This is a genomic window from Micromonospora sp. WMMD1102 (assembly GCF_029626265.1).
Classification (GTDB): domain Bacteria; phylum Actinomycetota; class Actinomycetes; order Mycobacteriales; family Micromonosporaceae; genus Plantactinospora.
The window spans coordinates 2,152,615-2,176,822 of record NZ_JARUBN010000001.1 but is presented as its reverse complement, the minus strand read 5'-3'; the positions used below and the strand labels follow the sequence as shown (position 1 = coordinate 2,176,822).

The 24,208-nt window shown below is 72.3% G+C and carries 24 protein-coding genes and 2 pseudogenes; 9 read left to right on the top strand and 17 right to left on the bottom strand.

What is annotated here, in order from left to right; all coding sequences use genetic code 11:
• Positions 1 to 86: 86 nt before the first annotated feature.
• The 3 genes from O7626_RS09820 to O7626_RS09810 all read left to right on the top strand — a co-directional run bounded on the left by O7626_RS09820 (position 87) and on the right by O7626_RS09810 (position 4,011).
• On the top strand, positions 87 to 932 hold the full coding sequence (locus O7626_RS09820) for a universal stress protein (RefSeq protein WP_278060849.1): 846 nt from the start codon (positions 87 to 89) through the stop codon (positions 930 to 932).
• 4 nt (positions 933 to 936) lie between these two features.
• Entirely contained in the window at positions 937 to 3,306 is a 2,370-nt protein-coding gene (locus tag O7626_RS09815) for a phosphoketolase family protein (RefSeq protein ID WP_278060848.1), read from the top strand.
• A gap of 192 nt (positions 3,307 to 3,498) precedes the next feature.
• Complete coding sequence (locus O7626_RS09810) at positions 3,499 to 4,011, top strand: NUDIX domain-containing protein (RefSeq protein ID WP_278060847.1); 513 nt, start codon at positions 3,499 to 3,501, stop codon at positions 4,009 to 4,011.
• Between the two features lie 13 nt (positions 4,012 to 4,024).
• Here the strand turns inward: O7626_RS09810 and O7626_RS09805 are convergent, their stop codons facing one another.
• The 6 genes from O7626_RS09805 to O7626_RS09780 all read right to left on the bottom strand — a co-directional run bounded on the left by O7626_RS09805 (position 4,025) and on the right by O7626_RS09780 (position 7,728).
• Positions 4,025 to 5,446, bottom strand: a complete 1,422-nt coding sequence (locus tag O7626_RS09805) for an FGGY-family carbohydrate kinase (RefSeq protein WP_278060846.1) — start codon at positions 5,444 to 5,446, stop codon at positions 4,025 to 4,027.
• 221 nt (positions 5,447 to 5,667) lie between these two features.
• On the bottom strand, positions 5,668 to 6,054 hold the full coding sequence (locus O7626_RS09800; RefSeq protein ID WP_278060845.1) for a VOC family protein: 387 nt from the start codon (positions 6,052 to 6,054) through the stop codon (positions 5,668 to 5,670).
• Complete coding sequence (locus O7626_RS09795) at positions 6,054 to 6,374, bottom strand: metalloregulator ArsR/SmtB family transcription factor (protein ID WP_278060844.1); 321 nt, start codon at positions 6,372 to 6,374, stop codon at positions 6,054 to 6,056. The genes O7626_RS09800 and O7626_RS09795 overlap by 1 nt, the downstream gene beginning before the upstream one ends.
• A gap of 94 nt (positions 6,375 to 6,468) precedes the next feature.
• Positions 6,469 to 7,098, bottom strand: a complete 630-nt coding sequence (locus tag O7626_RS09790; RefSeq protein ID WP_278060843.1) for a disulfide bond formation protein DsbA — start codon at positions 7,096 to 7,098, stop codon at positions 6,469 to 6,471.
• A gap of 79 nt (positions 7,099 to 7,177) precedes the next feature.
• Positions 7,178 to 7,468, bottom strand: a complete 291-nt coding sequence (locus tag O7626_RS09785; RefSeq protein ID WP_278060842.1) for a hypothetical protein — start codon at positions 7,466 to 7,468, stop codon at positions 7,178 to 7,180.
• Between the two features lie 2 nt (positions 7,469 to 7,470).
• Positions 7,471 to 7,728 (bottom strand): hypothetical protein, encoded by a 258-nt coding sequence (locus tag O7626_RS09780; protein WP_278060841.1) that lies wholly within the window; start codon positions 7,726 to 7,728, stop codon positions 7,471 to 7,473.
• Positions 7,729 to 8,050: 322 nt separating this feature from the next.
• Here O7626_RS09780 and O7626_RS09775 point away from each other — a divergent pair, with 322 nt between their 5' ends.
• Positions 8,051 to 9,097: a helix-turn-helix transcriptional regulator gene (locus O7626_RS09775; RefSeq protein ID WP_278060840.1), complete on the top strand. Its 1,047-nt coding sequence runs from the start codon at positions 8,051 to 8,053 to the stop codon at positions 9,095 to 9,097.
• Entirely contained in the window at positions 9,094 to 9,426 is a 333-nt protein-coding gene (locus O7626_RS09770) for a DUF296 domain-containing protein (RefSeq protein WP_278060839.1), read from the top strand. Before O7626_RS09775 ends, O7626_RS09770 begins: the two co-directional genes overlap by 4 nt.
• Positions 9,427 to 9,429: 3 nt before the next feature.
• Here the strand turns inward: O7626_RS09770 and O7626_RS09765 are convergent, their stop codons facing one another.
• From O7626_RS09765 to O7626_RS09740, 6 genes are all read right to left on the bottom strand, one after another.
• Positions 9,430 to 9,864 (bottom strand): hypothetical protein, encoded by a 435-nt coding sequence (locus O7626_RS09765; protein ID WP_278060838.1) that lies wholly within the window; start codon positions 9,862 to 9,864, stop codon positions 9,430 to 9,432.
• Positions 9,861 to 10,208: a transcriptional regulator gene (locus O7626_RS09760; protein WP_278060837.1), complete on the bottom strand. Its 348-nt coding sequence runs from the start codon at positions 10,206 to 10,208 to the stop codon at positions 9,861 to 9,863. The genes O7626_RS09765 and O7626_RS09760 overlap by 4 nt, the downstream gene beginning before the upstream one ends.
• Positions 10,205 to 10,906 (bottom strand): hypothetical protein, encoded by a 702-nt coding sequence (locus tag O7626_RS09755; RefSeq protein ID WP_278060836.1) that lies wholly within the window; start codon positions 10,904 to 10,906, stop codon positions 10,205 to 10,207. Before O7626_RS09755 ends, O7626_RS09760 begins: the two co-directional genes overlap by 4 nt.
• A 174-nt stretch (positions 10,907 to 11,080) precedes the next feature.
• Entirely contained in the window at positions 11,081 to 11,452 is a 372-nt protein-coding gene (locus O7626_RS09750; RefSeq protein ID WP_278060835.1) for a hypothetical protein, read from the bottom strand.
• A 45-nt stretch (positions 11,453 to 11,497) separates the two neighbouring features.
• Positions 11,498 to 12,478 carry an aldo/keto reductase gene (locus O7626_RS09745; RefSeq protein WP_278060834.1) on the bottom strand — a complete coding sequence of 327 codons (981 nt, stop codon included), beginning with the start codon at positions 12,476 to 12,478 and terminating at the stop codon, positions 11,498 to 11,500.
• A gap of 193 nt (positions 12,479 to 12,671) precedes the next feature.
• On the bottom strand, positions 12,672 to 13,052 hold the full coding sequence (locus tag O7626_RS09740) for a hypothetical protein (protein ID WP_278060833.1): 381 nt from the start codon (positions 13,050 to 13,052) through the stop codon (positions 12,672 to 12,674).
• Between the two features lie 101 nt (positions 13,053 to 13,153).
• On the opposite strand from O7626_RS09740, the gene O7626_RS09735 reads away from it, so the two are divergent.
• Complete coding sequence (locus tag O7626_RS09735; protein ID WP_347404768.1) at positions 13,154 to 15,934, top strand: discoidin domain-containing protein; 2,781 nt, start codon at positions 13,154 to 13,156, stop codon at positions 15,932 to 15,934.
• Positions 15,935 to 15,976: 42 nt separating this feature from the next.
• Here the strand turns inward: O7626_RS09735 and O7626_RS09730 are convergent.
• A pseudogene (locus tag O7626_RS09730) lies at positions 15,977 to 17,017 on the bottom strand (ISAs1 family transposase); the annotation flags it as partial.
• A 43-nt stretch (positions 17,018 to 17,060) separates the two neighbouring features.
• Here O7626_RS09730 and O7626_RS09725 point away from each other — a divergent pair.
• From O7626_RS09725 to O7626_RS09715, 3 genes are all read left to right on the top strand, one after another.
• Positions 17,061 to 18,146 (top strand): hypothetical protein, encoded by a 1,086-nt coding sequence (locus tag O7626_RS09725; protein WP_347404767.1) that lies wholly within the window; start codon positions 17,061 to 17,063, stop codon positions 18,144 to 18,146.
• Positions 18,147 to 18,520: 374 nt separating this feature from the next.
• On the top strand, positions 18,521 to 19,156 hold the full coding sequence (locus O7626_RS09720) for an RNA polymerase sigma factor (protein ID WP_278060832.1): 636 nt from the start codon (positions 18,521 to 18,523) through the stop codon (positions 19,154 to 19,156).
• A 5-nt stretch (positions 19,157 to 19,161) separates the two neighbouring features.
• Positions 19,162 to 20,100 carry a hypothetical protein gene (locus tag O7626_RS09715; protein ID WP_278060831.1) on the top strand — a complete coding sequence of 313 codons (939 nt, stop codon included), beginning with the start codon at positions 19,162 to 19,164 and terminating at the stop codon, positions 20,098 to 20,100.
• 203 nt (positions 20,101 to 20,303) lie between these two features.
• Here the strand turns inward: O7626_RS09715 and O7626_RS09710 are convergent.
• The 4 genes and pseudogenes from O7626_RS09710 to O7626_RS09695 all read right to left on the bottom strand — a co-directional run.
• Positions 20,304 to 21,230, bottom strand: a pseudogene (locus O7626_RS09710) (ADP-ribosylglycohydrolase family protein); the annotation flags it as partial.
• Positions 21,231 to 21,323: 93 nt separating this feature from the next.
• Complete coding sequence (locus O7626_RS09705; RefSeq protein ID WP_278060830.1) at positions 21,324 to 22,358, bottom strand: questin oxidase family protein; 1,035 nt, start codon at positions 22,356 to 22,358, stop codon at positions 21,324 to 21,326.
• A 181-nt stretch (positions 22,359 to 22,539) separates the two neighbouring features.
• Positions 22,540 to 23,187, bottom strand: coding sequence for a hypothetical protein (locus O7626_RS09700; RefSeq protein WP_278060829.1), 648 nt, complete (start codon positions 23,185 to 23,187; stop codon positions 22,540 to 22,542).
• 140 nt (positions 23,188 to 23,327) lie between these two features.
• Positions 23,328 to 24,194 (bottom strand): class I SAM-dependent methyltransferase, encoded by an 867-nt coding sequence (locus tag O7626_RS09695; RefSeq protein ID WP_278060828.1) that lies wholly within the window; start codon positions 24,192 to 24,194, stop codon positions 23,328 to 23,330.
• Positions 24,195 to 24,208 lie beyond the last annotated feature (14 nt).

Genomic DNA, 24,208 nt, shown 5'->3' with positions numbered 1-24,208 from the left:
CGTCCGGCCCGGCTACTCTCGGCTGGTGCGAGGGACACGACAGGTGACCGGCGCCGGGCCGGTGCCCCGGTGATCGCGGGGCGACGGTGACCGCCCCGCCGGACGCGATGGTCGTGGTCGGGATCGACGGCTCCCGGACGAGCATGACGGCGATCCGGTTGGCGGCCCGCGAGGCGGTCCTGCACTCCCGCCCGCTGCGCCTCGTGCACACCTTCAACTGGGTGGCGGACCCGTCGGAGCCGATGCCGGAGGAGCCGCGCCGCCCCGCCGAGGAACTGCTGTACCGGGCGACCGCCCTGGCGTCGCAGGCCCAGCCGGGACTCGACGTCTCCTGTGCGCTCATCGAGGGGCCGGTGATCACCACTCTGCTCCGCGAGTCGGGTTCCGCCGCGCTGCTGGTGATCGGCGACGGCGGGCTGGGGATCGATCCCGACGTGACGGCCTCCTCGGAGGCCACCGCCGTGCAGATCGCGGCGCGGGCCGGGTGCACCGTGCTGGTCGCCCGGGAGCAACTGCCGTCGGTCGGGCCGGTACTGGTCGGCGTGGACGGCTCGACCAGTTCGCTGAGCGCGCTCGACTACGCCTTCGACACCGCGTCGCGACACTGCACGGATCTCATGGTGGTGCAGGTCTGCGACCCGGACGGTACGGACGGCGGGCCGCCGCCCGAGGTGGTCGAGCAGCTCGCCGAGGCGGTCGCGCCGTGGCAGCGGAAGTACCCCTCGGTCCGGGTCGACCAGCAGGTCCGGACCGGCGACCCGGAGTCGGCGCTGGCCCAGGAGACCCGCCGGGCCGAACTGGTGGTGGTCAGCGCGCGCGGTGACGAGCCGTGGCGGGGCATGCTCGGCTCGGTCAGCCAGGCGATGCTCTACCACTCGGCCTCCCCGGTGGCCGTGGTACGCAACGCGCACGGCCTCTACATCCAGGAGTGAGCCGGTGAGCGTGCCGGAGCCGCAGCCCCGACCGGCCGACGAGGAGCTGGGCCGGATCGACGCGTACTGGCGGGCCGCCAACTACCTCAGCGTCGGGCAGCTCTATCTGCTGGCCAACCCGCTGCTGCGTGAGCCGTTGCGGCCGGAGCACGTCAAGCCTCGGCTGCTCGGCCACTGGGGGACGGATCCAGGGCTGAACCTTGTCTACGTACACCTGAACCGGGTGATCGTGGCCCGCGACCTGGCCGCGATGCTGGTGACCGGCCCCGGGCACGGCGCTCCGGCCGTCATCGCGAACACCTGGCTGGAGGGGACCTTCACCGAGTTGTACCCGTCGGTGGGCCGGGACGAGGCCGGGATGGCCCGGCTGTTCCGGCAGTTCTCCTTTCCCGGCGGGCTGCCGAGCCACGTCGCGGCCGAGGTGCCGGGTTCGATCCACGAGGGCGGCGAGTTGGGGTACTCGCTCGCGCACGCCTACGGTGCGGCGTTCGACAACCCGGACCTGCTGGTCGCGTGCGTGGTCGGCGACGGCGAGGCGGAGACCGGGCCACTCGCCGCCAGCTGGTTCTCCACCATGTTCGTCGACCCGGCCCGGGACGGGGCGGTGCTGCCGATCCTGCACCTCAACGGCTACAAGATCGCCAATCCGACGGTGCTGGCCCGGATGCCCGAGGAGGACCTGCTCGGCATGCTGCGCGGCTACGGCTACCAGCCGTACGTGGTGGCCGGGGAGGAGCCGGCCCGGGTGCACCGGGACCTGGCGGCCGGGCTGGACCGGGCGCTGGACGAGATCGCCGAGATCCAGCGGCGGGCCCGCCGGGGCGGGCCGGTGCAGCGGCCCCGCTGGCCGATGCTGGTGCTGCGTACCCCGAAGGGCTGGACCGGGCCGGCCGAGGTGGACGGCGAGCAGGTCGCCGGAACGTGGCGGTCGCACCAGATTCCGCTGGCCGGGGTACGCGACGATCCCGACCACCTGGCCCAGTTGGAGCGCTGGCTGCGGTCGTACCGGCCGGAGGAGCTCTTCGACGCGGACGGCGCGCCGCTGCCGGCGCTGGCCGCCCTGGCTCCACGCGGCGACCGCCGGATGAGCGCGAACCCGCACACCAACGGCGGCGGCGTACTCCGTGACCTGGTGCTGCCCGACTTCCGGCGGCACTCGGTCGGGGTGGACCGGCCGGGCAGCCCGTCGACCGGGGCGACCGGGGTGCTCGGCGGCTGGCTCCGGGACGTCGTCGCCGCCAACCGGGACCGGTTCCGGCTGTTCGGGCCGGACGAGGTGGAGTCGAACGGGCTGGCCCCGGTCTTCGAGGTCACCGACCGGGCCTTCCTGGGCGCGACCGGCCCCGGCGACGAGCACCTCTCCCCCGGCGGCCGGGTGCTGGAGGTGCTCTCCGAGCACCTCTGCCAGGGCTGGCTGGAGGGCTACCTGCTGACCGGCCGGCACGGCGTCTTCACCAGCTACGAGGCGTTCACCCACCTCGTCGACTCGATGGTCAACCAGCACGCCAAGTGGCTGAAGATCACCCGGGACATTCCGTGGCGGCGCCCGGTCGCCTCGCTCAACTACCTGCTCTCCAGCCACGTCTGGCGGCAGGACCACAACGGCTTCTCGCACCAGGACCCGGGCTTCATCGACCACGTCACCAACAAGAAGGCGGAGATCGTCCGGGTCTACCTGCCGCCGGACGCCAACACCCTGCTCTGCACCATGGACCACTGCCTGCGCAGCCGGCACCACGTCAACGTGGTCATCTCCGGCAAGCAGGCCGCCCCGAACTGGCTGCCGATGGAGCAGGCGGAGCTGCACTGCCGGCGCGGGCTGGGAATCTGGGACTGGGCCAGCAGCGACGCCGGTGCCGAGCCGGACGTGGTGCTCGGCTGCGCCGGCGACGTACCGACGCTGGAGACCCTGGCCGCCGCCGACCTGCTCCGCCACCACCTGCCCGAGCTGCGGGTGCGGGTGATAAACGTCGTCGACCTGATGCGGCTGCAACCCGAGAGCGTGCACCCGCACGGGCTGGCCGAGCCGCAGTTCGACGCCCTCTTCACCCGGGACCGGCCGGTGATCTTCGCCTACCACGGCTATCCGTCGCTGATCCACCGGCTCACCTACCGCCGGGCCAACCATCCGAACCTGCACGTCCGGGGTTATCGGGAGGAGGGCACCACCACCACGCCGTTCGACATGGTGATGATGAACGACCTCGACCGGTTCCACCTGGTCATGGACGTCGTCGACCGGGTTCCCGGGCTGGCCGTCCGGGCCGCCCACCTGCGGCAGGCGATGGTCGACGCCCGGCAGGCGTGCCGCGACCACACCCGCCGTTGCGGCGAGGACCATCCGATGGTCGCGAAGTGGCGGTGGCCGGGCTGAGCAGGTGGCCCGGCACGGCACTTCTCCAGCTCCGACATGGCGGCGTGGCCCGCCGGCACCAGTTCGGGCCAGGACATCCGTCGCGTCGGCGCGTCGGAAGCCCGCGACCAGTACGATCGCCAGCGGCGGCACCGGTCTGCTCATCGAGAAGCTGGCGCTGACGGGCGAGGCGGTGGAGGTGGAGTGGTTCCCGTGACACGTTCGGCGGACGAGATCCTGGACATCGTCGACGAGCGGGACCGGGTGGTCGGCCAGGCCCCGCGCGGCGAGGCGTACGCCCGGCGGCTGCGGCACCGGGCCGTCTTCGTGCTCGCCCGCGACCCGGCGGGCCGGATCTTCGTGCACCGCCGCACCGCGCAGAAGCTCGTCTTCCCGTCCCACTACGACATGTTCGTCGGCGGTGTGGTCGGCGCCGGCGAGAGCTACGACGAGGCGGCCCGGCGGGAGGCCGAGGAGGAGTTGGGGGTCTCCGGGCTGCCCGCGCCGACGCCGCTGTTCCGGTTCCTCTACGAGACACCGGAGCACACCTGGTGGTCCGCCGTCTACGAGGTGCGCTGCGCGATGCCGGTCGCCCCGCAGGTCGAGGAGGTGGCCTGGCACGCCTTCCTCGGCGAGGCGGAGCTGGACCGCCGGCTCACCGAGTGGGAGTGGGTGCCGGACGGGCTGGCCGCCTACCAGCGGCTGCTGGAGCGGCGCCGGCGCTAGCCGGGCAGCGAAGCTAACGTTCGCCGGCCCGGTCGGCGACGTTCGCGCGGGCCACGGCGTACCGTTCGCGGATCGCCGGGACGGCGTCCGACTCGTACGTCTCGACCTGCCCGACCGTCCACGACGGCGGTCGCTGCCCGCCGGACAACACCCAGGCCGCCTGCCGGGCGGCGCCGTCGGCGACGTACTCCCCCGGGGGTGGCACGAGCACGGGGCGGCCGAAGATCGTGGGCGCGATCCGGCGTACCGCCGCCGAGCGGGCACCGCCGCCGACCAGGATGACCCGGTTGGCCGTCGTGCCGTGCGCGATCAGCGCGTCCAGTCCGTCGGCGAGGGCGCACAGCATGCCCTCCACCGCCGCGCGGGCCAGGTGCGCGGGGGTGGAGTTCCGCAGGGTCAGGCCGTGCACGCCTCCGGTGGCGTGCGGGCGGTTCGGTGTGCGCTCGCCCTCCAGATAGGGCACCAGGACCAGCCCGTCGGCGCCCGCCGGGGCAGAGAGCGCCAACGCGGACAGCTCGGCGTGGTCCACCCGCAGCATGGTCGCGGCGGCGTCCAGCACCCGGGCGGCGTTGAGCGTGCAGACCAGCGGCAGGAAGCGGCCGGTCGTGTCGGCGAACCCGGCCACGATTCCGCTCGGGTCGGCGGCCGGCACGTCGGTCACGGTGAAGACCGTGCCGGAGGTACCGATCGACACGATCACGTCACCCGGCTCGGCGCCGACACCCAGCGCCGCCCCGGCACTGTCGCCGGCGCCGGGGCCCAGTGGGGCGCCGGTGCGCAGGTGTCCGGCCCGACCGGTCGGCCCGAGCACCTGCGGCAGCAGGATGTCGTCCCGGCCGAACGCCAACCGGATCAGGTCGGTACGGTATTCACCGGTCGCGGCCGACCAGTATCCGGTCCCGCTAGCGTCGCTGCGGTCGGTGCACAGCGCCTCCAGTTCGGGTGCGCCGGCCAGCCGCCAGGTCAGCCAGTCGTGTGGCAGACACACGGCGACCGTACGGGCGGCGTTCTCCGGCTCTGCCGAGGCCAGCCAGCGCAGCTTGGTGACGGTGAAACTGGCCACCGGCACCAGACCGACCGCCTCCGCCCAGGCTCGCCGCCCGGTCTCGCCACCGCCGAGGTCGGCAACCAGGTCGGCGGCGGCGCCGGCCGAGCGGGTGTCGTTCCACAGCACGGCGTCCCGGATCACCGCACCACCCGCGTCCAGGCAGACCATGCCCTGCTGCTGTCCGGCGATCGAGGCGGCGGCCACGTCGTCCAGCCCACCAGCCTGGGCGACCGCGTCGGAGAGCGCGGCCTCCCACGCCGACGGCGGCACGGCGGTGCCGACGGGGTGTGGTGCGCGACCCTCGCGCACCAGTTCCCCGGTCTCGGCGTCGCGGATGACGACTTTGCACGACTGGGTCGACGAGTCGACCCCGGCGACGAGGGGCACCGGTCCTCCCGGGGCGCTCCGGTACGGGTCAATTGACGCCACCGACCACGGCAGGGCCGGGGACCCGCCCGCACAGCGATTTGTTTATTGGCTGAATTATTTGGGCCACGCCGTGGCGATGTCAAGACCGTGCACCAGCCGGACCGGTATCCGAGACCCTCGGAGGAAGCTGCGGGCCGTCCTCCCCCACCTGTGCCGGGGGAGAGACGGCCCGGCCCGGGTCAGTGCAGCTGGACGATCTGGATCAGGTTGCCGCAGGTGTCGTCGAAGACGGCCGTCGTGACCGGCCCCATCTCCGCCGGCTCCTGGGTGAACCGGACGCCCAGCCCGCGCAGCCGCTCGTACTCCGCGCGGACGTCGTCGACCGCGAACTGGGTGTACGGGATGCCGTCGTTCACCAGCGCCTCCTTCCACGGCTTGGCCGCGGGGTGGCCGTCCGGTTCGAGCAGCAGCTCACAGCCGTCGGGGTTGTCCGGCGAGACGACGGTGAGCCAGCGCGCCCCGCCGGCCGGGACATCCGTCTTCTTCACGAAGCCGAGTTTTTCGGTGTAGAACTTCAACGCCTCCTCCTGGTTGCCGACGAGGACGCTGGTAACGGTGATGCGCATCAGTTCTCCTTGGTTTCGCGCTTGAGCCATCGATCGGTGAGGTGTTCCAGGGGGCCGGTTTCGAGGTGGTGGAACTTGTAGCGACCCTCCCGGCGGCTGGTGACCAGCCCTGCCCCGATCAGCACCTCCAGGTGCTGCGAGGTCGCCTGGCGGGACGAGGTGAGCTGGTATTTCATCGCCAGCCGGGTACAGATCTCGAACAGCGTCTGCCCGTCGCGCTCCGCCAGCTCGTCAAGGATCTTCCGACGGGTCGGATCGGCCAGGGCCTTGAACACGTCGGCCTCCCTGGCCGCACGTCCGGGTTCGGCGGTGTCACTCACCCCACGATGATAGGCAAGTAATCACTTGCCTATCAAGTCCGGCAGACCTGTGGCCCCAGGTAGCGGATCCGCGGGCCCGCGACGCAGCCGCGGGTCAGAGCTGCGGTGCGACGTGCGGGGCACCCTTGAGTTCGTGGAAACCGGGCACACCGGCCACCAGCAGGGTGCCGTCCCAGAGCCGCCCGGCCTGCTCACCGGTCGGAATGCGGGAGATCACCGGGCCGAAGAAGGCGACCCGGGCACCGTCGGCACCGGTCGCCGCGATGATCGGAGTGCCGACGTGTGGGCCGACCAGACCGATCGCCTCGGCGTGCGAGGCGCGCACCGCGTCGTCGTACGCCGTTGACATGCCGGCCTCGGCCAACTCGCGCGGCAGGCCGGCGGCGGCCAGCGCGACGTGCAGGTCGCCGAGCCAGTCCCCGTCACCCCGGGCGGTCGTCCACATCGCCGTGTAGAGTCGGGCCATCGCCGCCGGACCATGTTCCTGCCGCGCCGCCGCGCAGATCCGCACCGGGACCCAGAGGTAACCCTCCGGGTCGCCCTCGGGATCGTCGTCGCGCCCCTCGTTCAGCACCGACAGGCTCATCAGGTGCCAACGCGGCTCGACCGGCCGGACCTTCGCCACCTCCAGCAGCCAGCGCGAGGTCGTCCAGGTGTACGGGCAGGAGGGGTCCAGCCAGAAGTCCGCGACCATCGCCCGCGCCGTCACGTCCGCCTCCCCCATGTCGTCGGAGCCTAGTTCAACGCGGTCCCGCACGAGGCGCGGCCAGGGCACGGGGTCTCGCTGACGGCATGAGTTGGCGCTACCTGCGGCGCCGAGGTAACCAGTGGAGGATCTGACCGGCGATCAGCGCGGGGTGCGTGTCAGGCATCGCCTGAAGCGCACGGGTCAGGTGTCCGGCGAGGTACACCAGCAGCCCCACCCGGTCGCCCTCGAAGTCGACCAGCAGGGCCAGCCGGGCGGGTGCGCAGGGCCACGGCGCAGAGCAGGTCTCGCAGTGGTAGGCCCGCCCCGGGGTGTGCCGACCGGACTCGCGACGTCTCTGGGCGAGCCGTCCCGTGTGGCGGATCCAACGCTCCTGCGGCCCGATCACGACTACGTCCGGGCGTCGTGCCGCAGCTGCTGCCGCTGGGCAGGGGTGAGGTTGCCCGCGCGGCCGTTCGAGAGTCGAGGCATCGTCGCAGGCCAGCGGTTCCACGCCAGGCGCTGGTTGGTCGGCCGGGGCCGTCCGTCCGGGTCGCGCGGCACGGCCGCCGACTCGCGGGCGATCGCCGCGCCGGACGCGGCCTCGCGAACCGCCCGGCGGAACCCGGCTCGGGTCAGCGACGGCACGGGCGCCGGTCGGTAGGGCATCGGTACCGGACCGAAAGAGTCCGGGCACACCCATCGGAATCCGCACCGGCAGTACCGCCAGAACCGGCGCCAGTCCGGACGGTGCGTCGGGCGCGGTCCGCGAAACAGTCTCATGGCTTCTGTCTCCCATCGGCGTAGTGGAACGGGGACGGCATCATGGGTTGCCGCCCCGGTACCGTCCCCGTAGGCCGCCCCGGCCCGTCCTGGGTGAACTTCGGGTGTGGGGTCCGAGCAGGAGCGCTTGCTTCCACCCTGTACGCGAACCGCCTACGCTCGGGAGTCGTACCCGTGCCGCAAGAAACGTGCGGCAATCGGAGTGAAGATGAGGACAGGACCAGAGCTGCGGCAGGCGCGACGAGCGGCGGACCTCACACTTGCCGAGGTCGCGCGCCTCGGTGGGCTGTCCGCAAGCCATCTGTCCCGGATCGAGGCAGGCGAACGTCCGGTTACGCCGGCCACCGTCGACCTCTATCAGCGAGCGGTCCGGCGAACGCTCGGCGCGGCGTCGTGGCCTACCGTTGACGATGTGAGACGGAAAGATTTCTTCGCGCTGGCAGGCGCTACCGTCGCCGGCGTCGTGGCTGGCACCTCATCTGTGGACGACCTGGACGGATGCGCTCAGTGGATCGCGTGGGAGATCTGGCTCGGAGACGGGCACGAGCTGCACCAGAGCCTGATACCAGCGGCCCTGCGGCCCGGTACGGCCCAGCTCGTCCAGCGGCGCCAACTCGTCCGCACCCCGGCCGGCGCCGTCCGCTTCGCTCACCCGGGCCTACTCGACTTCCATCTGGCCTGCCGGGTGTTCGGCGATATCGCGGCCGGTGCGAGCGGTCGGCTTGAGACCACCCAGACCAGCCACGCGATCGACCTGGTGATCCGCGAGTTCGTTCAGCAGGATGCTGTAAGCAAAGTAACCCTCAGTCGATGGATGAGAAGTGGCGCGACGGATGTGCTGCGGGTGAACGCGGCGGGCATCCTGGCGAAGGTCGAGGCACCCGAGACAGCCGACCGGGTGATCGCAGCACTTCGCGCCGACGAGGCGATGCGGACCCTGTACCTCACCGCGGTCGCGAGCCGAGTCCTCGGCCTGTCGTGGACACTTGCTACACAGTTCGGCCGAGGCTCGACCCTAGCCGCGCCGGACGCACTGCCGAAGCTCGCCGAAGAGCTGCGCAACCCCCGTGACGCGGCGGCTCGGTGGTGTAGCGCGGTCCTCCTACACCGAGCCGGCGCCTCCGGGCACGAGCCGGTAAGGGCGGCTGTCGCCGATGCCCTGCGCGCCGAGAGCGCATCCGAGAACCTACGCACCATGGCCGCACTCCTGGCCGGCGCTGATCCGATCACAACGACAGCAGAGAGGCCCCGATGATCCTCGTTTCCGTCCATCCTGGACAGGAAGTCATGGCAACGCTGACGGCCGAGCTTGAGTCACGTGGCGTGGTGAACGGCGCGATCGTGTCGCTGATCGGCGCCGTCGAGGGCTGCGCGATCTCGACGATGGCCGCCGACGACTACTCGAAGGACATCGTCACGGAGTACGGCGAGCCGATGGAGCTGACCGGAACCGGCGAGGTGCAGGACGGCGCGGTGCACGTCCACGTCGTACTCGGTCGCCAGGGCGACGAAGCGAAGGCCGGACACCTGCACTGGGGCAGGGTTCAGCACTTCTTCGTCAACGCCTATGTCATGCCACTCTGACGATCAGCCCGGCGGTTGACCCGGGCCGGAAACCGGCCGCCCGGCCGGGGCGGCTGCCCCGCACGCAGCGACGGTGGTGAGGCGGACACCAGCGTGGAGCGGCGCCGCGACATCGGCGCCGAAGTCGGCGGACTCCAGCAGCGCACGCATCGGCGCGGCGGCCATCCACGGTGCGACCGGATGACGCCGGGCGTCCCGGTCGGCGGGATACCAAATGCTGACCATGAGTTCGCGGTGCTGGCCGGGGCGGGCGACGGGATCCGGACGGGACGTGTCGACGAGGTGCGGTGACACGGTGCCGACGAGGTGCGGTCCGGTGGGTGGGGGCAGCGTGAGCCGTGCCGGGGCGGCCCAGCCGCGACCGGCGTCGAGCGGCACGGCGACCGCGGCAGCGAGCGCGGTGCCGAGTAGGTGTCGGCGGGTCAGTGAGGTGGTCATCGGTCCTCCGAGGCGATCGTGGATTCGACCCGCGCGATGAGCAGCTTCAGTCGCCGGATCTCGTCGGCCAGCGCGGTGGTGCCGGTGGGGGTGAGGGTGATCCAGGTCCGGCCGCGCCGGCCCTCGTAACCCTTCTCCACCTCGATCAGGCCACCCTCTTCCAACACGCTGAGGTGTTTGGAGAGGTTCCCGGCGGTCAGGTCCAACTGGTTGCGCAGGTAGCCGAACTCGACCCGGCGCGCTTCGTGCGCGATGGTCAGGATGCCGAGCCGGACCCGCTGGTGCACCACGTCGTCCAGCCCGAGGACCGGATGGGTGGCAACCGGGTCGGGAGCGCCGGTCACGGCGTACGCCGGTGGCTACGGTCGGCGCGCGCGAAGCCGACCGCGCCCAGCAGCAGCACGATGCCGACGATGAGTTGGGGCACCGCCATTCCTGCCCGGATTCCGAACTGGGGCGGGCCGAAGCCGTCGTTCATCGGCAGCACCACCAGCACCAGCGCCAGGTAGCCGGCGGTGAACAGCAGCAACCCGGCGTTGCGCTCCAGCCAGGCCAGCACGAGCAACGTCACCCCGATCATGGCCCACGGCATGACCAGCCGGTCCAGCACCAGTTGCCAGTACGGCAGCGGTGCGTCCGGGTAGGGGTGGCTCCGGAAGTACAGGTTCACCGCCAGCCATGCGGCGGGGAACACGAGGGTGGTCACGGCGCCGGTGATCGCGTACGGCAGCACCCGCGCGCCCAGCCCCCGCGCCCGGGCGGCCCGCAGGTAGCAGACGGCGATGATCGCGTACGCCAGCACCGTCGCGGGTGGCCAGTAGTAGAGCATGCCCCGGCGCGCGAACGCGCAGCTGCCGTCGGGGTTGCAGTCCACCTTCATGGCGAGCCAGTCGAACGGAATTCCGACGAGCGTCACCGCCGCCAGCACCAGCAGCGCCGCCCAGGTCATCCGTTGGTCGAGACGCACGCGATGGGCGAGGGCGCGCACGTCGGACAGCAGTCGCCGGGGGTCACCGCCGGCAGGTACCGATTCAGTGGTCATGCCAACAGGTTTCCATAACAAACCTATTGGCGCTAGTGAGAACTCGTGGAGTCCTGAGTTGACCGATCGCGAGATGCTCCGCCGGCGGACCGAGCCGGCACCGTGCTGGGATCGGGCCGCCCGGCGCGTCCAGCATCGTTGCCCGGCCGGGCGGCACTACGGCGACTCCGGCGATCAGCCCGGTGGTTGACCCGAGCCGGAGACCGGCCGCCCGGCCGGGGCGTACGTGGGGCGACCCGGTCCGGGCGGCGGACCTGGCACCGGCGGGACGAAACCGGCCGGCGCCACCGGAGCTGCCGCGACCACGTTCCGGCCGACCTGGAAGCCCACCGCGCCGAGCATCGTCGTCAGGCTGCCAATCGCCGTCACGATGGCCAGCGTCTGCACGCCGTCCGCCTCGTACTGGCAGTTCGGGTCGTGCGCCTCGCCGGGGGTCGGCATGCAGATCTCGATCGCCCAGGCGACCAGGATCGGCGCGACGATCAGGCCGACGAAGGAGAGCAGCAGCAGCACGATGAAGACGGGGTGAGGACCGGCGCGTCGCATGATCGCGGAGTCTAGGTGATCACACGGCGACGCGTGGCCCGCCAGTCAGCGCGGGTCGAGGCGGTCGGCGTTCGGGCCGACGAGCCACTCCGTCTCCTCGCACTCGGCGATGAAGTCGGTCGGGAACCCTGCGGTGAAGTCGACGGCCGTCGCCAGCCGTCGCACCGCCTCGGCCGGCAACGTCAGCGCGACCGCGCCGAGATTCTCCGCGACCTGCCGGACGCTGCTGGCCCCGAAGATGGGGTGGACGTTGCGGGATCCCGCCCTGGTCCAGGCGAGGGCGACCTGTGCCGGGGTGGCGTCCAGCTCCGCCGCGACCTCCCGGACCGCCTCGACGGCGGCCCGGGCCCGGGCGGTGGGCGGGTCGGATCGGCCGGCCAGCAGGCCGTGCGCCAGCGGGGACCAGGTCGCGACGGTCATGCCGTACGCCCGCGCCATCGGCAGCAACTCCCGTTCGATGTCCCGCTCCAGCAGGTTGTACGGCACCTGGAGGCCGACGAACGGGCTCCAGCCGCGCCACTCGGCGAGGGTGTTGGCCCGGCTGACCACCCAGGCCGGGGCGTCGGAGATGCCGACGTAGAGCACCTTGCCGACCCGGACGGCGTCGTCCAGCGCCCGCATCGTCTCCTCGATTGGGGTGTGCCGGTCCCACACGTGCACCCAGTAGAGGTCGATGTGGTCGGTGCGCAGCCGCCGCAGGCTGGTCTCCAGGGACAGCCGGAGGTTCTTCCGGTGGTTGCCGTACCCGTTCGGGTCGCCGCGGTCCCGCGACGCGGTGTACTTGGTGGCCAGCACCACCCGGTCCCGCCGGCCGGTCAGCAACTCACCGAGCACCTGCTCGCTCTCGCCGCCGGCGTAGTTGACCGCCGTGTCGACGACGTTGCCACCCCCGTCGAGGTACGCGTCGAGGATGTCCCGGGCGACCGGCGTCGGGACGGCCCCGCCCCGCTCGGCGCCGAAGCCCATCGCGCCGAGGAAGAGTTCGGAGACGCGCAGGCCGCTCTGACCCAGTAGTCGATAGCGCAAGATGTTCCCTTCGCCGTGGCTGGACGCCACCCACCCTGCCGGCTGCCGGCGCCGGAAGGGAGGCCCCGGGAAGGCTGGCCCTGCCACGGCCAGCCTTCCCCGGCCCGGGGACCATGGCCTGGTCCACCGCCGCCGGCCGGGGACCACCGCCGGGGCCACCGCCGCCGGCCGGCGGCCGGTCCGATACGCCGCGTCAGCTTCCTCCGCCACCGCCGCACCCGCCACCACAACCGCCGCCACCGGACGCGCCGCCGTCGGCACCGCTGCCGGGGTCGCCGTGACCGGCGTGGCCGTAGCCGGCGCCCGGTGCGCCGGTCGGTCCGGTGTCCACGGCGCGGTGCTCGACGTACGCCTCGGCCGCCATCTCCTGGTCCAGCTCGCCGAGCACCTCGGTGCCGAACAGCGCCACCGCCATCGCCGCCGCGGCCGGACCGTAGGTGGCCAGGGCCGGCCGGTGCCGTGGACTCAGGTGGTCGTGGGAGCGCCGGAGCTGGGCGAGCAGCAGCAGGGCGGAACGGGGACCGACCCTCGGCGGGGTCGCGGCGGCAGTGGACAGGCGGACGGACGGCGCCACCGCTCGCCTTCGGCGGCGGGCGGCAGCCGGGCCAGCCGCCGACCAGGCCCGGCCGCTCGCAGCACCTCCCAGTCGGTTCCGACGAGCGCCAAGGGAACACGATGAGACGACTACCACCACGACCGCGCCAGCTCGCGGCGACGCTCGCCACCGGCCTGCTCGTGGCCGCCGGATCCCTCTTCCCGACCCCGGCCTCCGCCCGCCCCGACGCCGGACCCGCGCCCCGGGTCGCGGTCGCCGCCAGCATCAGCGCCAGCAGCTCGCACCCGGAGTACCCGGCCGGCAACGCGGGCGACGGCAACCCGGCGACCTACTGGGAGAGCGCCAACAACGCGTTTCCACAGTGGATTCAGGCGGACCTCGGCTCGGCCACCGACGTGAACCGGCTGGTGCTCAAGCTGCCGCCCGGCTGGGGCACCCGGACCCAGACCCTGTCGGTGCAGAACAGCGCGAACGGCTCGACGTTCAGCACCCTCGTCGCCGCCACCGGCTACACCTTCGACCCGGCCGGCGGCAACACCGTCACCGTCAACCTGCCGACCACGAACACCCGCTACCTGCGGCTGCACATCACCGCCAACAACGGCTGGCCGGCCGGGCAGCTCGCCGAGTTCGAGGTGCACGGCCCCACCGGCGGACCGGACAGCCAGGCCCCGAGCGCACCGACCAACCTGGCCTACACCCAGCCGGCCAGCGGACAGATCCGGCTGACCTGGAACGCCGCCAGCGACAACGTCGGCGTCACCGGCTACGACGTCTACGCCAACGGCACACTCCGGGCCAACGTCGGCAACGTGCTCACCTACACCGACAGCCAGCCGGCCAGCGCCACGGTCTCCTACCAGGTGCGGGCCCGGGACGCCGCCGGGAACGTGTCGGCGAACAGCAACACGGTGACCCGCAACGGCACCGGCACCCCGCCGACCGGGACCAACCTGGCGCTCGGCAAGCCGATCACCGCCTCGTCGACGGTGCACACCTTCGTGGCCGCCAACGCCAACGACGACAACGTCTCGACGTACTGGGAGGGGGCCGGCGGGGCGTACCCGAGCGTGCTCACCGTGCAGCTCGGCGCGAACGCCACGGTCAGCTCGGTGGTGGTCCGGCTGAACCCGGACCCGGCCTGGGGACAGCGCAACCAGACCATCCAGGTGCTCGGCCGCGAGCAGAGCGGATCGTCGTTCGGCAGCCTGTCCGGGGCCACCTCGTACAGCTTCGACCCGGCCAACGGGAACAGCGTCACCATCCCGGTCAGCGGCAACGTCGCCGACGTCCGGCTCTCGATCACCGCGAACAGCGGGGCACCGGCCGGCCAGGTCGCCGAGTTCCAGGTCTTCGGGGTGCCGGCGCCGAACCCGGACCTGACGGTCACCGCCGCCACCTGGAGCCCGGCCGCACCGGTCGAGACGACCGCGATCACCGTCTCGGCCACCGTCCGCAACGCCGGCACCGCCGCGTCCGGCGCGACGAACGTCAACTTCTACCTGGGTACGACCCTGGTCGGCACCGCCGCCGTCGGCGGGCTCGCCGCCGGGGCCAGCAGCACCGTCACCGCGAACGCCGGACCACGCAACGCCGGCAGCTACCAGTTGACCGCCAAGGTCGACGAGTCGAACGCGGTCGTCGAGCAGAGCGAGACGAACAACAGCCAGACCAACCCGGCCACCCTGACCGTCGCCCCGGTGGCCAGCTCGGACCTGGTCGCCGTGCCGAGCTGGTCGCCGAGCACCCCGGCCAGCGGCCGACAGGTCACCTTCTCGGTGGCGATCCGCAACCAGGGCAGCACCGCCTCGGCCGGCGGGGCGCACGGCATCACCGTGACCCTGCTCAACGCCAGCGGCGGCACGGTGCGCACGCTCACCGGCTCCTACACCGGCACCATCGCCGCCGGGGCCGGCACCGCGCCGGTGAACCTCGGCAGCTGGACGGCGGCGAACGGCCGGTACACCCTCCGGACGGTGCTGGCGGCGGACGCCAACGAGCTGCCGGTGAAGCAGGGCAACAACACCAGCGACACCCCGTTCTTCGTCGGGCGCGGCGCCAACCTGGGGTACGAGATGCACGAGGCCGAGGACGGCACCCTCGGCGGCGGCGCGACGGTGATCGGCCCGAACCGGATCGTCGGCGACCTCGCCGGTGAGGCGTCCGGGAGGCGCGCGGTGACCCTGAACAGCACCGGAGCCTACGTCGAGTGGACCACCCGGGCCCCGACCAACACCCTGGTCACCCGCTTCTCGATCCCGGACTCGGCGGGCGGCGGCGGGATCAACTCGACGCTGAACATCTACGTCGACGGCACCTTCCACAAGGCGATCGAGCTGACCAGCCGGTACGCCTGGCTCTACGGCAACGAGGCGAGCCCGAACAACTCGCCCGGATCCGGTGGACCCCGGCACGTCTACGACGAGGCGAACGTGCTGCTCAACTCGTCTGTCCCGGCCGGCAGCCGGATCAGGTTGCAGAAGGACCCGGCCAACAGCACCACGTACGCGATCGACTTCGTCAACACCGAGCAGGTCGCACCGCGAGCCAACCCGGACCCGGCCCGCTACGCCACCCCGGCCGGGACCGGTCACCAGGACGTGCAGAACGCGCTGGACCGGGTCCGGATGGACACCACCGGCAACCTGATCGGCGTCTACCTGCCGGCCGGCACCTACAGCACCGCGCAGAAGTTCCAGGTGTACGGCAAGGCGGTGCAGGTGGTCGGCGCCGGCATGTGGTACACCCGGTTCGCCACCCCGCCAGGGTCATTGCGTTCTGGGGTAGCTGCTGGTCATTGCAGTGATGAGGTCGTGCGGGCGACGGTCGGCGCGTCTGGTGGCGCGGGCGATGTTGGTATCGCCGTTGGTGCGGTGGTAACTGGCCGCGGTGTTACGTAGCGTCGCCATGATTGCGGGGCCGGTGCCGGTTCTGGCTTGGTGGAGGTCTTCACGGAACGTGACGTCGCGGACATGATGGACCTGATTCTCGATCAGCCACTCGTTTCGGGCCCAGGACTGCAGGTCCGCGGGTTGGGCGTGCTCGGCGGGGAGGGAGATGGTGTAGTAGGCGGTTTCCCTGGTGGTCTTGCCCTTGAGGGTGCGGGTGCGGGTGATCCGGACGGCCTGCTCGGCGTGAGGGAACAGCAGACCGCCGGGGGTGGCTACGGTGAGCGCCTTGACCGTGCGGGTCTCCCGCCGGCCGTGACCGGTTTCGCGGCGTCGGTCACCCACCGGGACCTGGGCCCAGGGCAAGGCCTTGAGCTGGGCAAACACGGTCGGCTGGTTACCTTTGACCGGGATGAGCAGGTCGGCGCCGCGAGCGGCGACCTCGGTCGCGTGGCTGGTCTGTGTATGGAGGGCGTCGGCCACGAAGATGAGGCCGTCCAGGCTACCCAGAACCTGTTCGACCGCGTCCAGCAGTGGGGTGAACGCGGGGATTTCGTTGCTTTTCGCGGCCACGGTGACCTGAGCGAGCACGATGCCGGTGCTGGTGTCCAGCGCGGACAGCAGGTGGACCCGGCTGCCATCGGCGCGGCGGGCGCCGCGCATGGTCTTGCCGTCGATGGCGATGACGATCCGGTACCGCCGAGGTCGGGGCGTGACCGGAGGCGGGACGCGGGTACGCAGCCAGTCGGCGAGCACGGTGGCCAGCAGGTCAGCGTCCAACCTGGTCAGCAGCCGCCAGATCGTGGTCGCGGCCGGGACGGCGCGGATGAACCCGAGCCGGGCCCTGGCGAGGTCATCGAGGTCGTGCAGCCAGTCCGCGATGGCCGCGAACGATGATGCGCCGGCGGTCACGGCGCACACCGCGACGGTCAGTAGCCCGACGAGCGGGTAACGCGCCCCACGCGGGGACCGGGGGTCCGCGATGGTGGCCAACGAGTGCTGGAGCCCAGCTTCTTCACCCTCGGTGACAAGGCGCGGTGGCGAGTCGGTGGGGGTGCGAACTGCGGACAGTACCTGAATCGGGCATGCTGACATCGCGGGTGAGGTCCTCAAGGTGTCCGGGAGCGTCGAGAACTCCATGATCACCTACAGGCCTCACCCGCCTTCCTCAACCCCGCAAGGGTCCGCCCACCCCGGGAATCCCCAGTTCAACGGCCACTCGACCAAACACGCAATAGCCCTGGCCACCCCGCCCGGCCAGGAGAACACCGACGCCGGTTTCCGGGTCGAGAGTACGGCGAACGGCTCCTCCTTCGAGCACCTCGCCTTCTTCGGCAACTACACCTCGCGGATCGACGGTCCGGGCAAGGTCTGGGGCGAGTTGCAGAACGTGTCGAACCTGACTTTCGACAACGTCTGGGTCGAGCACACCGTCTGCATGTTCTGGGGCGTGCACGTCAGCAACGTCACAATCAAGAACTCGAGGATCCGCAACACCTTCGCCGACGCGGTGAACATGACCAACGGCAGTACCGACAACCTGGTCAGCAACGTCGAGGGACGCGGCAACGGGGACGACGCGTTCGCGCTCTTCTCCGCCACCGACTCGGGTGGCGGGGCGAACACCGGTAACGTCTTCGAGAACCTGACGGCCACGCTGACCTGGCGGGCCGCCGGGGTCGCGGTGTACGGCGGACAGAACAACACCTTCCGCAACATGTACATCGCCGACCAGCTCGTCTATTCCGGGATCACCATCAGCTCGCTCGACTTCGGGTATCCGTTCGTCGGGTTCGGGCCGGGGCTCACCCGGGTGGAGAACGCCTCGATAGTCCGCTCCGGCGGCCACTTCTGGGGTGCCCAGACGTTCCCCGGAATCTGGGTCTTCTCCGCCTCCAAGGAGATGCGCGGAATCCGGGTCAGTGACGTCGACATCGTGGACCCGACCTACCACGGCATCATGTTCCAGACCAAGTACAACGGCAGCAGTCCGGAGAATCCGGTGACCGACACCGTCTTCATCAACATCTCGATCAGCGGGGCGCAGCGCAGCGGCGACGCGTACGACGCGAAGTCCGGCTTCGGGATCTGGGCCAACGAGATGCCCGAGCCGGGCCAGGGTCCGGCGGTCGGCTCGGCGGTCTTCAACAACCTCCGGATGAGCAACAACCACCAGAACATCCGGAACACCACCTCCACCTTCACCATCACCGTCAACCCGTAACCGGGCCGACGGCGGGTGCCGCCGGCAGCCACCTGCCGGCGGCACCCGGCACGACGAGGCCCGCGTAGCACGGAACGGAAATGTGGCTTCCGAAGGGGCAGCGTCGGCGTACGCGAATCCGTTACCGGGACCCGCCGATCAGCAGGCGGAGAAATGTCACTCGTTCAGGCCCGCCCACCACTTGCCCGGTGCCCCGACCGCACCTAGCGTAGGGCGGCGATCACGTGGACGGGGGACGGACCGGTGCGGATCGGAATGCGACGAGAACGCACGGTACGGCCAGGCGCTGCGGGATGGGCTCCGGCAACCTGTCAGCACGTCCGGACGGCACCCCGGACGGACGGGCCCGGAGCGCCCCGTAGCGGAGCCGGAACGTGCCGAACGAGCTGACCGAGCTGGTCCGGTCCGCGCAGGACGGCGACGAGGAGGCGTTCCGGCTGCTCTACCGGGAACTCCAACCCGGACTGTTGCGCTACCTCACCGTGCTGGTGGGTGCGGACGCCGAGGACGTCGCGTCGGAAACCTGGTTGCAGATCGCCCGTGACCTGGACAGCTTCGCGGGCGGGCCGGGCTTCCGGGCCTGGGCCACCCGGGTCGCCCGCAACCGGGCCCTGGACCACCTGCGGCACCAGCGTCGCCGGCCCAGCGTGCCGGTACCGGTCGAGGCGCTGTCCGAGCTGCCCGCCGCCGAGGACACCGCCGAGCGGGCCACCGAGGGACTGGCTACCGACAGCGCTGTGGCGCTGATCGCCACGCTGCCCCGGACCGAGGCGGAGGCGGTACTGCTGCGCGCCGTGATGGGACTGGACGCCGAGAGCACCGCGCGGGTACTCGGCAAGCGGCCCGGAGCGGTACGCACCGCCGCGCACCGTGGGTTGCGCCGGCTGGCGCAACTGCTGGCCGAGGACGAGGCGGGTGGGCCGGCACCGAACGGAGCCGCGACGGGGTCCGCACCACTTGCCGGGGTACCGTCCGGAGAAGACGTCGAGGCGGGACGGGGACGGCGTTGAGCGGCATGTGGATGGTTTTCCGCCGGACGGACGGGCTCGATCCGGAGACCGCCGAGCGGCTGCTCGACGCCTCCGCCGGAAACGTCACCGGCGCCGCACAGCCGAAGCACGCCGGGAACGTCACCGGTGTCTGGCACCCGGCAGGTGACCGGGCCGATCCGGTGGCCGAACTGTTGGCGGCCGCGTCGGCACCGGCCCGACCGGCGGAGTTGACCGGCGAGGAGGCGGCACTGGCCGGCTTCCGTACCGCTCGGCAGACAGCGGTGCCGTCCGGCAGGGCAACCACGGAGCAGCCCGGCACGGGTAGGGAGGTCGCCACCGGCACGGGCCGAAAGGCACTCGGCCGCGCGGGCCGGAAGGCTCGCGGTGCTGCGTCGGCGGGGCAGTCCCGGAGTGGCCCGCGCCGTCTGACGGTCGGGGCCGGTGGTTGGGTGGTGGTCGTCCTCGCCACGGTCACCGCCGGTGCGGCACTGGCCACCGACATCCCCCCGCTGGGTGGGCCGGAGGCGCCGCTCAGCAGGCCGAGCACCGGCGCACCGGCACCGGTACCGCCGGCCGACGTCGCGCCGCCGACGACCGTACCCGGCAAGGCCCCGTCGCCGAGCCTGCCGGCCCGGACCGGCCAGGCCACGCCGCACCCCTCGGTCTTCGGGCAGTGCCGCGCCTACCTGGCCCGGGGCGATGCGGACAGCAACTCCCCGGCGAACCGCTCACCGTCCAAGGCGCTGCTGGACGCGGCCGGCGGCCGGACCGAGATCGAGGGCTACTGCCGACGCCTGCTCGCCGCGGACGAGCCCGAGAAGAACCGCAAGCCCGAGGATCGTAAGCCCGACGGCCAGAAGCCCGACAAGAACCGCAAACCCGACCGGCATCGCAAGCCGGAGAAGACCCGCAAGCCCGACACGAACGCGAAGCCCGACACGAACGCGAAGCCCGGCCACTAGGAGGCGCTCGACGCGGCCATGGCGGCGGAACAGGCTCGGGAGCCGGAGGAGAGCGGGCGGACGGAGCGGACCGGCGGGTCAGGCTGAGCCGGGAAGCCCGCCGGTGGCCGCGAGCCGGACTAGCCTCCGGTCGACCCGGCCGGGCCAGGACGCCCCGCGTCCGGCGTACCGGAGGCGTCCGGCTCGCGGCCGGCGGGGTAGGCCCAGTCCGGCAGCGCCTCGCGGGCCGCCAGCCACTCTTCCGGTACGCCGGTCGCGTCGGGCCGCCCGCCGAGCCCGGTGTACGCCGCCACCACACCGCCGACGATCGCCCCGGTCGTGTCGACGTCACCACCGGCGAGCACACAGGCGGTGATCGCGGCCGGATAGTCCGCCAGGTGGGTCGCGGCCACCCACAGGGTGAACGGAACGGTGTCCTGGGCGGTGACCCTTGACCCGTTACCCAGCTCGTACGCCGCCTCCTCGACCGTGACCGCCGTGCCGGTGAGCAGTCGGCGGGCCCGCTCGACGCCCCGGCGCACCTGCCCGTCGACCAGGTACGGCTCCAGCCGGTCCAGCAGGGCCGCCCCGGACGGGCGTACCCCGGTCAGCCGGGCCTGTCCGGCCAGCGCGGCGGCGACCGCGACCAGGATCGCCCCGGCGATCCCCTCCGGATGGGCGTGGGTCACCTCGGCCGACCGGATCGCCTGCTCGGCGGCCCGGCGTGGCCGGTCGGCGTGGTAGGCGCCGACCGGGGCGACCCGCATCGCGGCGCCGTTGCCGCAGGAGCCCTCCCCACCGAACGCCTCCCGGGTCGCCTGCCGCCACGGCACGCCGTCCCGGATCTGGTACAGGATCACCACCGCGCCCGCACCGTAGCCCCGGTACGGCTCGCAGCGCTCGGCGAACGTGGCGGCCAGCCGGTCCGGCCCGATCTCGCCGTGCCCGGCGAGTTCGGCCACCACCGAGCAGGCCATGTGGGTGTCGTCGGTCCACTCCCAGGGGCCGGCGGGCCGCCGTCCGGCCGCGAATTCGGCCGGTGACCGGCCGACCATGAAGAACTGGGCACCGAGGGCGTCGCCCACGGAGAGCCCGTGCAGGCTGTCGTAGCAGAGGTCGAGCCGGGCCGGCTCGTGCAGCACGAAGGACATCACCTGCGATCATGCCCCAACCGGGTCCCCCTCGCTCCCCCCGCCGCCGGCCGTTCGGCGGCCGTCCGGCGGCCGACGTGCCCGCCGAGGGACTCACTCGCCGGTCAGCGGCCGGATCGCGTCGGCGACCCGGGCCGGCAGCGTCGGGTCGCCGATCCGGTCGTGGGTTTCGACGGCCGTGTCCACGAACTTGATCGCATGCTCGTCCCCGGAGTCCACCGCCCGGTTCCACGCCTCGTCGAACCGCAGGTCGGGGTGTGGGTCCGGAAGTGGGCGGGGTTCGGCCGGCGCGTAGGCGGCGGTGACCGCGGCCGTGGCGGCCCAGGCGGCGGCGAGGCTCGGCCGCCAGAGTTCCGTCGGCAACGCGGGCAGGGTGCGCAGCACCGCGTTCGGGGCGGTGGCGGCGTGTACCAGCATGACCGGGCTGGCGTAGCCGTGGCTGTCGTACCGGACGACGGCGGCGTCGACGATGGCCGCCAGCCGGGTCGGGACGGCCGTGCCGGGATCGCCGGGGACGGCTCCGGCAGCCTCCGGCCATCCGGTCGCTCCGGCGAGCTGGGCGAGCCGGGCCCGGATCCCGAACCGCTGGTCGGGAACTCGGGGCACCCGGTCCAGTGCGGTCCTCGGATCGGTGGCCGGATAGCGGGCGGCGCCGGGCGGGGCGAGTGGCTGCCACCGGGCCGCCCAGTAGCCGAGCGCGGCACCGAGTTCGGCGATCCTGGGCGGTGTCTCGGCGTCCCGCAGCGCGCGTACGGCGTGCCCGACCCGGATCACCCCGTGGGTGGCTCCGGCGGCGATGCCGGGCAACAGCCGGGGCCACCAGCGGGCCAGTACCGCCGACCATGGTTCGTCGGCCAGTTCGCGGGCGAAGTAGTCCAGCCAGTCGCCGGTCCGGGTGGGGTCGCCGAGCGGGTCCCGCCACTCCGCGACGGGGATCGGTGCGATTCCCCGTGGTCGCTCGGTCAGCCGATCGGCGTAGCGGTCCAACCAGCGGTGTACCCGTGTCCCGTAGCCGTGCCGGGCCAGCGCCTCCGCCGCCATCGGGGCGTGGTTGGACAACCAGCCGTCACGCTCGGGACCGGTGGACTGGAGACGCTGGTACGCCTCGTCGACGACGGAGTCTGACATGGTCACCAGCTTGCGACTTGAACCTCGCTTCATGTCAACCCATCGGCGCCGCCGGGTCGGACGGGCCGGGCGCACCAGGATCGGGCGCACCAGGATCGGGCGGCGCCAGAGTCAACCGGTGTCGGGCGGCCAACACCCGGAACGCACTCCCGTTGCAGGCCCAGAGGCGGGCGGCGGGCGGTCAGAGCCGGCAGGGCTGGAGCGGGGTGCTGGTCCGGGCCGACCGGGTGGAGCCGTCCCGGAACTTGACCGTCGCGGTGACCGCGATGGTGCCGCCCGCCGAGTTGCGCGGCTCGGCCCGGAACGGTCCCAGGCCGGCCAGCCAGGTGCCCCGGTCGTTACCGAGGGTGCGGGCGGACCCGCTGCCGTCGAACGGCACCGGGGTGTTCACCCGGTATCGCACCGTCACCGCCGAGACGTCGGCGCCGGCACCCACCCGCACCTGGACCAGCCCGAAGGTGGGGCTGCCGCAGCCCTCCTGGTGCAGGCCGCCGGAGTTCTGCGACTGCCCGAACCCGCCGGTCACCCTGGCCGTCGCCGTGGTCTGCTCGGCCATCGTACGGGCCCGGCGGGTCGTCGCGGTGTTGGCCGGCGGCCGGGTGGCGCGGGCGGCCGTGGGTTTCGGCGTGGGTGTCCCGGTCGGCGTCGGGCTCGCCTCGGTCGGGGTCGGGGCGGCCGTGCCGGAGTCGGCGCCCGACACTCCCTCCGACCACTGTGGACGCTCACCGCCGTTGCCGGCACAGGCCGTGCCGAGCGCCAGCACCGCCGCGCACGCCACGCCGAGCACGACGCCTGATCGGGTACGCCGAAAGTCGAGGACAGTCACCATGATCCCATCGGTCGCGTTGACCCCGTTTCCACCGCATCAGCCGGCCTTGACCGTAGTACCATCCCTCGATGTCGCCAAATCCACACCGGAAAGTGGGACAAGTCAGCACTTGACCCGGTGGCGGCGAGCACGTCAGCTCGCTACGGCCGCCACAGCACCAGCTCGATCTCCCTGGTCCGCTCGGCGAACCGCCCGCCCGGCGAGGCGGTACGCAGCACCCGCCGCAGCTCGCCCTCGAACTCCGGCAGCCGGTCCGCGAAGAGGTGCGGGGCGGACGACGACAGCGAGAAGACCCCTGCCACCACCTCGTCCTCGGTCCGCTCCCGCACCATGCCGCCGCCGACGGTCAGCCGGTGCGGACCGTGATAGCCGGCGGCCCACATCACCTCCTCCTCGCCACCCGCCGTGCCGCTGGGCAGCGTCCCCCGACCCGCCCGGCGGACCGGGCCGAGATAGCGGGCGACCAGCGCGGCGATCCCGTCGTGCGGCGGGCGGGGAAACGGCAGCGGGTCGACGCCATCCACTCCCCGGTGCGTGGTGGCACCCACGTGCACCCAGACCCCGCCGCCGCCGAGCATCGGGCGTACCGCGCGGGCGACCCGGGGGCGGTCGAGCCAGTGGAACGACTGCGCGAAGGTGACGACCCGGAAGGTGCCGAGCCCGGCCGGTAACTCCTCGGCCCGCAACCGCTGCCAGCGCACGTTGCCGACCCCGGTCTCCCGGGCCGCCTGCCCGGCCCGGCGCAGCATATCCCGGTCGGCGTCGAGCCCGACCACCGCCTCGAACAGCGGCGCGAGCAGCAGGGTCAGCGAGCCCGGCCCGCAGCCCACGTCGAGCAGCCGGCCCCGGCCGTCGAGCCGGAGTTCGGCGGCGAGGGTGTCGGCGACCTCCGCCGGGTACGGCATCCGGCCGACGGCGTAGTGGTCCGCGCTACCGGCGTAGAGCGTCTCGTCCCACCGGAAGGATGGCGGGCCGGTTCCGCCGCGTACCCGGGGGTCGTCCGGCATGGCCACACCCTATG